The organism is Acinetobacter sp. UBA2581, from assembly GCF_002339435.1.
Classification (GTDB): Bacteria; Pseudomonadota; Gammaproteobacteria; order Pseudomonadales; family Moraxellaceae; genus Acinetobacter; species Acinetobacter variabilis.
Genome location: NZ_DDLD01000106.1, coordinates 1 through 12,017, shown reverse-complemented (window position 1 = coordinate 12,017; position 12,017 = coordinate 1). Strand labels below are relative to the sequence as shown.

The following is a 12,017-nucleotide window of genomic DNA, read 5'->3' as shown; positions in this document are numbered from 1 at the left end:
ATGCGCGCGAGTCGCTTTTTATTTGCAACGTTGAGAGAAACCCCGAACGATGCTGAAGTTATTTCACATCAGCTGATGCTCCGTGCCGGTATGATTCGTAAGTTGGCTTCAGGTTTGTACACCTGGCTGCCGATGGGCGTTCGCGTATTAAATAAAGTTGCAGCGATCGTTCGCGAAGAAATGAATAACGCGGGTTCACTCGAAGTCTTGATGCCTGTGACTCAACCAGCTTCTCTTTGGGAAGAATCTGGTCGTTATGTGCAATACGGTCCTGAACTATTACGTTTTAAAGATCGTCATACCAATGATTTCGTACTTGGTCCAACACACGAAGAAGTCATCACTGATCTGGCACGTAATGAGCTAAAAAGTTACAAACAATTGCCTGCAAACTTCTACCAGGTTCAAACAAAATTCCGAGATGAAATTCGTCCTCGTTTTGGTGTGATGCGTTCACGTGAATTCATTATGAAAGATGCTTACTCTTTTCATGCGGATCAGGAATCTCTGCAAGCAACTTACGACAAAATGTACGAAGCGTACTGCAAGATCTTTACCCGTTTGGGTCTGGATTTCCGTCCAGTACAAGCGGATACCGGTTCAATCGGTGGTTCAGGTTCACACGAATTCCACGTCTTGGCTTCAAGTGGTGAAGATGATATCGCATTCTCAACTGAATCTGATTATGCGGCTAACATCGAAATGGCTGAAGCGATTCTGGTGGGCGATCGTGCTGCTCCAACTCAAGAACTGAAAGTGGTTGATACCCCAAATCAAAAAACGATTGCTGATGTATCAAGCTTCCTTGGCACTGACCCTGCACATTCAGTGAAGGCATTACTGGTTCAAGGCGTTGCAGCTGAAGAAGGTAAAGCAGCTCCTGTCGTTGCCCTGTTCCTTCGTGGTGACCATGAACTGAATGAAATTAAAGCCGAAAAGCATCCAAAAATTGCTGCGCCTTTGGCTTTTGCTACTGAAGCTCAACTTGCTGAACTAGGTTTGACTGCTGGTTTTGTTGGTCCACAAGGTTTAGTAGAAAAAGGCCTAACAGTGATTGTTGACCGTGCTGCTTCTGTACTTTCTGACTTCGTCGCGGGTGCAAACGAAGCAGACAAGCACGCAACTGGCGTGAACTGGGAACGTGATGCGCAGTTTAGCGAAGTTTATGACCTGCGTAATGTGGTTGAAGGCGATCCTTCTCCAGATGGTAAAGGTACACTTCAAATCAAACGTGGTATTGAAGTAGGTCATATCTTCCAGTTAGGCAAAAAATATTCTGAAGCTTTAGGCTGTAAGGTCTTAGGTGAGGATGGTAAACCATTCACTGTAACAATGGGTTGTTATGGTATCGGTGTGACACGTGTCGTAGCATCTGCAATTGAACAGAATTACGATGAAAAAGGTATCATCTGGCCGGCTGCGATCGCTCCATTTGAAGTAGCAATTGTGCCAATGAATGCGCATAAATCACCTCGCACTTTAGAAGCTGCTGAAAGCTTATATGCAGAACTGCAAGCTGCTGGTTTTGACGTACTGCTTGATGACCGTAATGAACGTCCAGGTGTGAAATTCTCTGATCTTGAATTGACTGGTATTCCACATCGCATTGTGATTGGTGAAAAAGGTCTGGATGCAGGTACTTTTGAATATAAAGGTCGCCGTGATGCAGAATCAGTAAATCTTTCGAAAGAAGAACTACTGGCAAAAATTGCTAAATAATTTTTTCTGAATCAATAAAAAAGTCCCGCCTAGAGCGGGATTTTTTATATGTCTGAATTAGCAGAACTTATGTCCGCCAAAGCAGTTTGAGGTCACATTCTGGTTCTGTAGCAGCTTATCCATTAAGGTTAAAGTTGCAGGAGTACCATCTACATAGTTAGTAAATTTACCTACATCAATATTCAGTTTACGTACCACCGCGACATTCGCCAGAGACCCTAGAGCCTCACCCACACTGACATCGATCAAGTTTTCAGGTCGTAACAGAAATTCTGAAATAGCAGTTGCTACCTGAGGTAATACGAATGAAATATCAACTTCATCTGTGGTTTTTAACACACCCAGTTGAATCGGGTCTTTAAAAGATAGCCACCAACCTGGTTTTGCAATATCAGCCGCATCCGCACCTTGCCAATGCACATTCTGACTCTGTAAAGACAAATAACCGCCTGTACCATTTAATGGAATATTATGGATCATATTTAGAGCCTGAACAAAGGTGATGTCCATATTCAGGTTATCCAGACTTGAACCAGCACCCATTTGAAAGAAAGAATGTGTTCCTAAATTAAGAAATCCAATTAATGGATCAAACTCTACATACAGCTTATCTTTTGAAAAATCTGGTGTACCAATCACATCATTTGGCAAAGTTGAACCCGTTAAAGCCTTTGCTAATGGAATCGAAGCAATAGTAGAACGGATATTACTTACAGTCGCTGACTTTAAGCGTTGCCCAGTGACGACAGTTTCTGGCATGGTAAAGTCTACCCGCATGGAAGGCACTGTAATCCCGGTATGGCCATCAGCACCTGGCTTACTGGTAAAAGTACGAGTTTGTCCTAATGCCTTTAAATTCCCTGAGATTTTTTCATTATTCGCAACACCAAAGGTCCCCGCTTTTGTGACAGACTCACCAGTGGTTTGTGCCATTTTCATATAACCACTAAAACTTTTGAGGCCATCATTGGGATTTTCGATGTTGTCAGTCCCCATGGTTAAGAGTCCGACAATTTTATCTGCCCCTAGACGAAAACCGACCACTTCACGGGTAGAGGCACTTCCACCATTTTTAATTGCAAACTCAACAAAGGGATTACTCACACTGGCACTGGTATTAGCACGGTCGCCTGAAAAGACAGGGTTACCTTTATCATCAAGAGAGGTATTTAAGCCACTCAAAGCCAAGTTAGAAATATCAATATCACAACCATTGGTATTCCCAATACTGTTATTGGTTCCACCACAACCAAGCTGTAAAGTTTTGATATTAATGTTCAGTTCCATTAAAGCTTCAATACTTAGCTTATGGAAGTTAATCCCTTGTGATGGATCATAAGCATTTTCCAAATTTAATAATGCCTGTGCATCAACTGCCGATAAAGCCTCATCATCTAAGGCTGTCATAGCCATCGCCTGTTGAGTAAGGCCCATTAAAGTGACAATCAAGCTATTCAATATTATTTTTTTCATGAAATCATCCCTTATTTCAGCGCGGTGTAATACCAAGCGTACTGCGCATGGTTCCGCCTGTGAGTGCAATTGTTGCTATATTCTGCATATTGCCATTTGTGGTCATGGCCATGTTGGTTCTAAACGGCTCGATAATCTTCTGATCTTTATTAAATTTAATTTGATTATCTAAAGTAACCGTATCTTCACTCACGCCTATTTTGGTGATTAATCCTAAATTCCCTTCCATACGATTAAAGTTAATCGCAGAAGTATGAACTGCACCTGTGCTATCTACATCTTCATTAATCAGACTAAAATAACTACCAAGATTATTGACATCACCTTTTTCTGTAGAAGTTAATGTTCGGAACTTAAAGTTTGCATCCAGCGATAAATAATTTTCGTCTGCTACATCCAGTCCCGGAATAATCATTAACTCACCACTACCATCAAGCATCATGGCAATTGTTGTTAATACATCGTCGCGTTTAGAAAAATTGTCATCAGGAACAAACTGATCACATTTATTGCCTGATACACAGTTATATTTAGATCCCGGTAGTTGCCCAATTGCCACCTCAGCTTTCGCTGCGATCAGCAATTTATCAGCTTTTACATAGATGCCTTCATCCTCATAACCAATCACCCCTTTGGATTCAATAAAGGCATCAATATTTCGAAGGCCAGCATAATAGTTTCGCGCATGGCCATTCTCTACACCACCATCAATTAAAAGAATTGAGGTTGTACTTGGTGCTCCAGTTTTGGCATCCTTTCCATAACCTTCAGTTGATGCCATTACGTTATAGGCAATACCATTCTTGTCACCGTCATATTTTGTACCCGACAAGGCAACATTGGCATTCAGGTTGTAAATTGGGATACCAATTCCCCAAGAACCACTATTCCCAGAAATAACACCAGTATCATTAGAAATAAAATTTGCTTTGGCTGCAATCGACTGGAAATCCATACCCCGTATGGCAATTAGTGCGAAATCCTGATTAGCAGACGTACTGCTTAAAGTTTGCTGCAAAACCGGATTACTTCGTCTAAGCGTTGACTTAATATTGTCATTCACTAAAAATTCTAAGCTCTGTGCCTGAATTGTATTGATATAAATATCGCCAAAATCGATATAAGCATTATTTTTTCCAGTCAATGAACGTAATTCATTAAACTGAACTGCATAGCTTCCTTTACCCGTATGACCAATTTCCAAAGTTGTTGGCTTTAAACCCTGTGCTGCTGCCACTTCCTGATTGGTAAAATCAGCTGATAAACCAAGATGCAAGCCACCTTCACCTGCGTTATAGCTTGAAACACTGCGATCTTGTCGTGTCAGCACACCACCAACTTTATTACTTATATCAAAAGAATTCAGTTTTGACTGATCGGCACCTAACGACAAACGTGCATTACTCACTGCACCCGAAATACCATAGCGCATGATATTTTTTAAATCGCCATCTCCATTTTGATAGCGTAAATCAAAGTTTAATCCAGCTGTTTGCGCACCAGTTGTTCCTATAGCCACTGGTTTTAAATTAATTAGATGGTCTTGTGTGCCACTTTTACTGGCGAGTACGACGCCTTGTATCGGGTCTATATACATATAGCCCGTACCAGCGAAGTTAAAATTAAAGTTATCTAGAACTAAGCTATTTGTACCTAAAGTATGTTTAATCGTGGCATCTTGCAAATTGAAATCGATAGTAGCTGTTTCATTCTTATTGAATAAACCAGCTGTCGTTTGAAGCACCATTTTAAATGGACTATCAATCGCAAGACCTAATTTGCCCAAATTTTGATTGTTTTCGACACAGCTTGTTCCAACACAATCCTTACTCACAAGTTTAAAATCTGCATTGGCCCTAAAGGGAGCTACGCTTGCTTCTAAACGAATCCCTGCACCAGCATCGGTCGCACCGACATCAAACTTAAGCTGGCTTAAAATCGCATTTTGATCTTTGCCTAAGATTTCTACTTTATGCAATCCCAGTCCCATCTTGGTATTTACATCAGCATTCGGGTCATACCAATTGAGCTGTTCAACTTCAACTTTTGATACCTCGTGTGTAATCGTAATACCGTCTTGACCAGTGATATGACCCAATTCTTGTTCTTCAATCAGCTCTAGTGCGTAACTATGCTGTGCCAAACAGATACATGCCGTTAATAATTTAATTTGTGATTTTATTTTTTTCATTCTTTCATCCCTATGCTGCATCCATGCAGTTAGCAACGGCTTTGTGCACTCCCTGCTGAGCAGTTAAAGCCAAATATTTTTAAGTTTCCTGACATGTGCATGTTGCCGTGCATATTGAGACCCATAAAGCCCTTCTCACGCCCCCGGTCAAATTCTGGAACATCTGCTGAGGCAGTGGTATATGTACCGTCCTCTTTATAAACACGATTGGTGAAGGTCGTATACTTTTCTGAATTGGCATAGCCTTCCTTATCACCCTCACCGGTTCCGGTTTCAATAGCCAAAGTATTAAAGCCTAAATTTCTTATTTTTAAAGGTTTATCATCATAAAAAGTGATTTTCATGGCTGTTTGAGGATCGCCTGCCGCATTAGTAATCGTGGTGCCATCGATAGAAAACTTATCAATTTGCAGGGTGCCTTGTATGCCTTTAAATACCAGCCATTTTTTATTACCTTGGGCATCAACATGATTGTTCGGAGAAATAGCCAAGCGACAAAACAAGGTGTTAATTCCACAATCTTCTGTTGGCTTGTAATACACTTCTAACTTATTAGCGACCGTTTCAGAAATTTGAGATTTCGTTAAATCAGTAGCGTATTGATGATTGAGTGACAAGGTCCAGCTTAAATCCGCTCCGCCTTGACCCGTTTCTGCTGTCATTTGCTGCGGATCAAGACTGACCAAGCCGGCTTGTGTCGCTAAAGAAATCCCAAGAACTGTAGCAAGCATCAACTTTTTCAACATTGCCCTATTCCTTTATAGACCTGTAGTTTTTATTTTTAGATGTTGAATCAACACACCATCAATCACTGCTGAACCAAAATTCCTCATTGAGTTATCAGTAGCTCCCCTAAATATCACACCAGTTGCATTATTATCATCTTTTGCCTTCAGCATATTGGTATTGGCAATACGTTCAACAGAACCAATGGCGATACTACTGTGTGTCGCATCACGTCCTTGATACAAGGCAATGCTATCTGAAGCTTGAGCTTTAATTTCAGTACCACATGTATATACATTACATGTAGAGCCTAAAAGTGCTTCTGATCCTAAAAAGCCACCTTTTCCATCTGGATAACGCTGATAAATCCGGTTGTAAATATCTGGAATTTTAGGAATACGTGTCACTTCCAAAATAATATTATTTCCTTCCGAACCCACAACAAAAGGTTGGTACATAGTTCCTAGTACCAAGTTGATATTCGGGCTATATAAATACAATCCCTCGGTATCGTGAAATATAGGTGCTGCAGAGCCATTTAAAGCAGGAGTCGGACCATCTCCATCAAGATTATTCTCTTTTGCTGCACTACTAATGCGAATCCCTTTACTGTTCAAATTGTTTGAATCACTGGTCAGAGTAGAGGGATCATCATTAGTATTGAGTCGGATCAGACTCGCCAGGCCTAAGGTTTGACTATATGTAAGATCAGGCGATGTAAGGGTTTGAAATAATCGGACTTGTGAACCGTTCATGCTCAAACCATTAGCAATAAACTGTGCACGAAAACGTTCAGAAATATCTAAGCCTGAAGTAGGTGCTCCAGTAGCATAATCTACGGTATTACTTGAGTTTAAAGAACGTGAGAAAATATCAGTCCAAAAACCTAGTTTAATATTATTATCTGCTTCATTTGCAGCAACTGTTGCAAGAGGTGCTTCCAAAGCTAGATAGCCCACTTCTTTTCCAGTATCCGTAAACTGTTTTACTGTTTCGGCTCCGGCATGAAATAACCAGGGATTGCTGGCTGTTCCCCAATTAAACCCCTGATTGCTATAGCGGCTACTGAGTGAGTTATCACTTTTTGATAAAGCTAAACCATAGATAAATACATCAGCCTTCGTACGTAGCGTACTGACTGAGGCACCCATTGCAGCTTCTTTGGCCGCTGTTGTTGCGCTCGCTTTAACCGCTTGCTCCTTAGCGGTCACTGCATTTTTTGCCTGAATTAGTGCATATTTATCTGCTTCAATTGCTAATTTTTCTTGTGTCGCATTCTCTACAACTGTAATAACCCTGGAATCAATAATATTAGTTCGTGTACCTACTGCTTGAGTCCACCTATTATTCAATGAAGTCGATACCCGATCTCCGTATAACAATTCAATCATCTCATAGGTATTACTTAATGCATAATCATGAGATTTTGTTTTGTTGTGCCATGATCCTGATCGACCTGCTGTAGTTGTACCATCATTTATAATAGAATAAATACCTGTAATACCATCCCAATAATCCTCATAACGCTGCTGATAATATTCCTGTATCAATGAGGAATTTAAGTATTCTTCTACAATCCCACTACGTGCACTTGCGCCAATTTCATTACGGATTGCGGTTAAAGTCGTATTATAGTTTTGAGTTTTATAGGTACTGACACTATTGTCATAAGTCGTTTGATAAAGATTGGCATTTGCACTAATACCATTTAAATAGCTACTCGCATACACTCGATCATAGACTTTGTTATAGGCACGTTCACCTAACTGAGCATAGTTCTCTCCAGTCGGAATAATACGAATAAAGCCTGTGTCTGCCTGACTTGGATTGGCAATGTTTCGTGCATAGCTTGAACCACTAGAAGCATCATTCGGTGCCTGAAAAACCATTTTAAAGTCATCAAGTACTAGGGCAACACCTTCACCGGTAGTATCAGAAAGAGAAGAATCAGTTAATTCCTGCATTGCATGTGCGGATGGCAATAATCCTAAACCGATCATCATTGCCAAATAGCTTTTACGAAATTGAAATTTAGCTTTTATTTGAGCCATCTCGACCTATCCTTCTTATCTGATGCTCCGCATCTTTATCCTTCAGCTTCCCAGCCTTCAATTTTTGATTTTTATGATGCTTGGCACATCTTTTTTATATATTCATTCTTCATTATGCTTATTTTTAGCAGGATTACCAAAGCCAAAAGACCAAAAATCCCGAGTTTCCGATGAATGAAACAGTAAAAAATAAGCGAGGCATTTGCCTCGCTTATTGAATGCTTTAAAACGATTAAGCTTTAGGCAAAGTAACGCCTGTCTGCCCTTGGTATTTACCACCACGATCTTTATAGGAGGTTTCACAAACTTCGTCTGATTCGAAGAACAGCATTTGAGCCACACCCTCACCCGCATAAATACGTGCAGGCAGGTTAGTCGTATTCGAAAACTCTAGTGTGACATGACCTTCCCACTCAGGTTCAAGTGGAGTCACATTCACGATAATGCCACAACGTGCATAGGTCGATTTACCCAAGCAAACGGTCAGTACATTTCGTGGAATACGGAAGTATTCTACTGTACGTGCCAAAGCAAATGAGTTGGGGGGAATGATACAAACATCCGATTCAATATCGATAAAGCTTTTTTCGTCAAAGTTTTTCGGATCGACAATTGCAGAGTGAACATTGGTGAATACTTTAAACTCACGCGCACAGCGCACATCATAGCCATAGCTTGAAACACCATAAGAAATCAGCTTTTGACCATTTTCATCCAGACGAATCTGGTTTTCTGCATACGGTTCAATCATGCCGTGTTTTTCGCTCATTTCGCGAATCCAACGATCAGACTTAATTGCCATTGATATAATCCAAAAATCTTAAAAATAAGTAATTGCGACGTACTTTAACTGAAATTGACACTAATGAAAATAAGCGAAATTCTGACAGCTAAATTTCAGGAAATTTAGCTGCTTTTTCAGGTTTAAAGACTGAGGAGTGCTGAATAGGATAAAGGTACAGAAAAGCTCATTAAAATAATGGAAGCAGTCTTTTGTAAGTTCTTTTGATTCAGCCAGCGATTGTTTTTTCTAGCCAATAAACTACCTAAAAAGGTCCAGAAAAATGCGATAGGAATAAGTAATGCCAAGAATGCCAGCATATAAGTCACATAATATTGACTGCTTTTCCACACAATGACCGGGAAAATGGCCGAAGCAAATAATAATGCTTTAGGATTCAACAAAGTCGCAAAAAATAGTTCCCGTGCCCGAATCGAAATACATTGAAAATTTTCACCAAGTTCTGCAGTACGCCATAATTTTAAAGCTAAAAATAGAATATAAGCAGCACTACAGAGTTTGAGAATATGAGGTAATTCCGGCAAATAGACCGAGATTTTACCAATCAAAAAGCCCCAGAATGTAATTGCGACGAGATAGCCGAAAGCTTCTGCAGGGATAAGGCGAAAAGTTTTTCTAAATCCAACTTGAATACCTGACGATGCCAATAAAGTATTGGTTGGGCCCGGTGTTAATAGAATGGCTGCCACTAAACCAATAAATAACCATGAAATCATAGTTTGACCTCGCTCTTAGGTATTAAGCATAAAATAATCCGGTCAAATCTGCAAAAAAATAATTGTAAGAGAACATATTAAAAAAATTTATATTTTATTATTTTTAATTAATTTCATATAATTACGTAAAAATATAAGAGAATTACCTTTCAGTCAATTTTGACAATTTATAAAGCTATAAGCTCATAATAAAATTACTAGAAAAGTAGAAGTTTCAATAGAGTATTCGGACTTAAAGTTCCTGAAATATTAGTCTCTACAACATGAAAGAAAAATCATCCAAAACTTTGAAATCATTATTTCTGGTAACCTTTGATTGAATTTTAATTCACTAAAATCCCTGCTCTTGCCTATGAACTTTGGACACTTCTAGAGAAAGATTTGGTGATGGGAGCAACTTTTACCTAACTCCTAATGATTAAATTTTCACTCTCCATTTAAGATGTCTATCTTGCTCAATTTGTTCAACATATTGATAAAGTAAATTTTTGAAAAAAATGCTATTAAAGGTATTCAGATAAAATAATTGCTGTTAAATTGTACAAGGACAACAATTGATAATTCACATTTTTTTAACATTCAGACGGTTTAGTATATTGTTGTTTTAATTATATTTTAAGAACTACAGAATAATATCAGGAGTCATATATGAATAAATGGATCAAACTTTCAGTCATGAGTTTAGCGCTATCAGGTGTAGTTGCTTGCTCGAATGATAATGCACAAAATAAATCAGATAATCAGGCTGCATCTGGCGAGAGTGTCGCTGCAGATAAACTGCAAACCCGATTTGTCAATATTGCGACAGGCGGTGCCTCAGGTCCTTATAATGTCATCGGGACAGGATTAGCTGAAATCTATAACAAGACCTACGGCGTGAGTTCCAAAACCCAGACCACAGGCGCTTCTGTCGAAAATCTAAATTTATTAAAACAGAACAAAGTTGAAATGGCCTTTGTCATGAGCGACAGCTTAACTGAAGCAATTAATGGTCAAGGCAGTTTTAGCACCAAGATTGACAACGTGCAGCAGATCGCTGCTCTTTATCCGAACTATGTACAGATTGTCACTTCAAAACGTTCTGGCATCAAAAATATTGAAGATCTCAAAGGCAAACGTATTGCAGTGGGCGCCCAGAATTCAGGCGTAGAAGTGAATGCCCGTACTCTATTGAACGGTTTTGGTATCACTTATAAGGATGTCAAAGTAGATTACTTAGGTTATGCCGAAGCAGCGGATGCCTTGAAAGGCGGAAAATTGGATGCAGCCTTCCTGACCAGTGGTCTTCCAAACTCCTCCCTAATGGAACTGCAACAGGGTTTTGACCTTCAATTGGTCAGCATTAATCCAGATAAAGTGAAAGCGATTGCCAAAAATCAGGCGTATTTCCTGCCAATGACCATTCCTAAAGGGACCTATGGCAATGCTGAAGATATTCCAACAGCAGCGATCATGAATGCATTGGTGGTTCGCTCAGATTTGTCTACCGATGATGTATATAAGCTAACCAAGACGTTCTTCTCCAGCCTGGATCAGCTGGCAAATTCGCATCAGGCTGCTAAAGAAATCACTTTAGAAGGTGCACAAAAAGGTCTGGTTGCTCCACTGCATCCGGGCGCGCAAAAATTCTATGATGACAATAAAGCGAACTGATGAAATGGATACAAGGTGCAGCGATTGCTGCACTTTTTAGTTTGGCTACTTTTTTTATTACCTGTGTTTGGATGACATTTTCGTATATTTTTGTGGAAGTGAAAGAGCAAAATTTCCAGTGCAAAATTGACCAGAAATCTTTTCAGCTGAGCTGGATGCATTCGGTAGAAAGAACACAGTGGAAAGAACGTTATTTTCTAGACAAGGATCATTTCATTCTGACAGACACTCAGTTCATTTCATTTGGTGCAGGTACACCTGATCAAGGTACTATTACTCGACAGGATGATGGCAATATCCATATGCAAATCAACCGGAAGATGAAAGAAATCAATTGGGTGATTTCACGCAGAATGCAGGGAAAAATTGAGAGTATTGAGAGTGCTGATCGGATCTGGAATATTTATCAGGATTTCCCTGACTATAGCACGGTACAGATCTCTATAAAAAAAGACAGCCTATGGAAAAAAAGAGGTTTAAATGATTGCCTATGAATCCACAAGAAACAAGAAATGTGACCGAAGCACTGGATGATCAACAGCAACAAGAATTGTTAGAAAAATTTGACCGTGAATCTGTCACTCGCAATCCGATCAACAAATCGGTTCGCTGGTTTATTGCTGCCTTAGCAATATCCTATTCGTTATTTCACCTTTATATTACTTACCTGAGTTCGATGAAATATT

The 12,017-nt window shown here is 39.6% G+C and carries 10 protein-coding genes; 4 read left to right on the top strand and 6 right to left on the bottom strand.

What is annotated here, in order from left to right; genetic code table 11:
* A complete protein-coding gene (locus tag B3Q46_RS13900; protein WP_286716296.1) occupies positions 1 to 1,719 on the top strand; it encodes a proline--tRNA ligase in 1,719 nt (572 codons plus the stop codon).
* A 57-nt stretch (positions 1,720 to 1,776) separates the two neighbouring features.
* Here the strand turns inward: B3Q46_RS13900 and B3Q46_RS13895 are convergent, their stop codons facing one another.
* From B3Q46_RS13895 to B3Q46_RS13870, 6 genes are all read right to left on the bottom strand, one after another.
* Positions 1,777 to 3,192, bottom strand: coding sequence for a hypothetical protein (locus B3Q46_RS13895; RefSeq protein ID WP_286716295.1), 1,416 nt, complete (start codon positions 3,190 to 3,192; stop codon positions 1,777 to 1,779).
* 16 nt (positions 3,193 to 3,208) lie between these two features.
* Positions 3,209 to 5,383: a DUF6160 family protein gene (locus tag B3Q46_RS13890; protein WP_286716293.1), complete on the bottom strand. Its 2,175-nt coding sequence runs from the start codon at positions 5,381 to 5,383 to the stop codon at positions 3,209 to 3,211.
* A gap of 29 nt (positions 5,384 to 5,412) precedes the next feature.
* Positions 5,413 to 6,129, bottom strand: a complete 717-nt coding sequence (locus B3Q46_RS13885) for a hypothetical protein (protein WP_286716291.1) — start codon at positions 6,127 to 6,129, stop codon at positions 5,413 to 5,415.
* A 12-nt stretch (positions 6,130 to 6,141) separates the two neighbouring features.
* Positions 6,142 to 8,160, bottom strand: coding sequence for a hypothetical protein (locus B3Q46_RS13880; RefSeq protein WP_286716290.1), 2,019 nt, complete (start codon positions 8,158 to 8,160; stop codon positions 6,142 to 6,144).
* Positions 8,161 to 8,392: 232 nt separating this feature from the next.
* Positions 8,393 to 8,962 (bottom strand): dCTP deaminase, encoded by a 570-nt coding sequence (dcd, locus tag B3Q46_RS13875; protein WP_004785008.1) that lies wholly within the window; start codon positions 8,960 to 8,962, stop codon positions 8,393 to 8,395.
* A 122-nt stretch (positions 8,963 to 9,084) separates the two neighbouring features.
* Positions 9,085 to 9,678, bottom strand: coding sequence for a LysE family translocator (locus tag B3Q46_RS13870; protein WP_004785011.1), 594 nt, complete (start codon positions 9,676 to 9,678; stop codon positions 9,085 to 9,087).
* A gap of 648 nt (positions 9,679 to 10,326) precedes the next feature.
* On the opposite strand from B3Q46_RS13870, the gene B3Q46_RS13865 reads away from it, so the two are divergent.
* The 3 genes from B3Q46_RS13865 to B3Q46_RS13855 form a co-directional block, all read left to right on the top strand.
* A complete protein-coding gene (locus B3Q46_RS13865; protein WP_286716286.1) occupies positions 10,327 to 11,331 on the top strand; it encodes a TAXI family TRAP transporter solute-binding subunit in 1,005 nt (334 codons plus the stop codon).
* Positions 11,331 to 11,825: a DUF1850 domain-containing protein gene (locus tag B3Q46_RS13860; protein ID WP_286716284.1), complete on the top strand. Its 495-nt coding sequence runs from the start codon at positions 11,331 to 11,333 to the stop codon at positions 11,823 to 11,825. Before B3Q46_RS13865 ends, B3Q46_RS13860 begins: the two co-directional genes overlap by 1 nt.
* On the top strand, positions 11,822 to 12,017 hold a 196-nt coding region (locus B3Q46_RS13855; protein ID WP_286716282.1), incomplete at its 3' end, for a hypothetical protein. The genes B3Q46_RS13860 and B3Q46_RS13855, both read left to right, overlap by 4 nt.

Excerpts from the sequence above, each read along its gene's own strand:
- B3Q46_RS13900 (WP_286716296.1), top strand. The coding sequence starts at position 1 with ATGCGCGCGAGTCGCTTTTTATTTGCAACGTTGAGAGAAACCCCGAAC.
- B3Q46_RS13895 (WP_286716295.1), bottom strand. The coding sequence starts at position 3,192 with ATGAAAAAAATAATATTGAATAGCTTGATTGTCACTTTAATGGGCCTT.
- B3Q46_RS13890 (WP_286716293.1), bottom strand. The coding sequence starts at position 5,383 with ATGAAAAAAATAAAATCACAAATTAAATTATTAACGGCATGTATCTGT.
- B3Q46_RS13885 (WP_286716291.1), bottom strand. The coding sequence starts at position 6,129 with ATGTTGAAAAAGTTGATGCTTGCTACAGTTCTTGGGATTTCTTTAGCG.
- B3Q46_RS13880 (WP_286716290.1), bottom strand. The coding sequence starts at position 8,160 with ATGGCTCAAATAAAAGCTAAATTTCAATTTCGTAAAAGCTATTTGGCA.
- dcd (WP_004785008.1), bottom strand. The coding sequence starts at position 8,962 with ATGGCAATTAAGTCTGATCGTTGGATTCGCGAAATGAGCGAAAAACAC.
- B3Q46_RS13870 (WP_004785011.1), bottom strand. The coding sequence starts at position 9,678 with ATGATTTCATGGTTATTTATTGGTTTAGTGGCAGCCATTCTATTAACA.
- B3Q46_RS13865 (WP_286716286.1), top strand. The coding sequence starts at position 10,327 with ATGAATAAATGGATCAAACTTTCAGTCATGAGTTTAGCGCTATCAGGT.
- B3Q46_RS13860 (WP_286716284.1), top strand. The coding sequence starts at position 11,331 with ATGAAATGGATACAAGGTGCAGCGATTGCTGCACTTTTTAGTTTGGCT.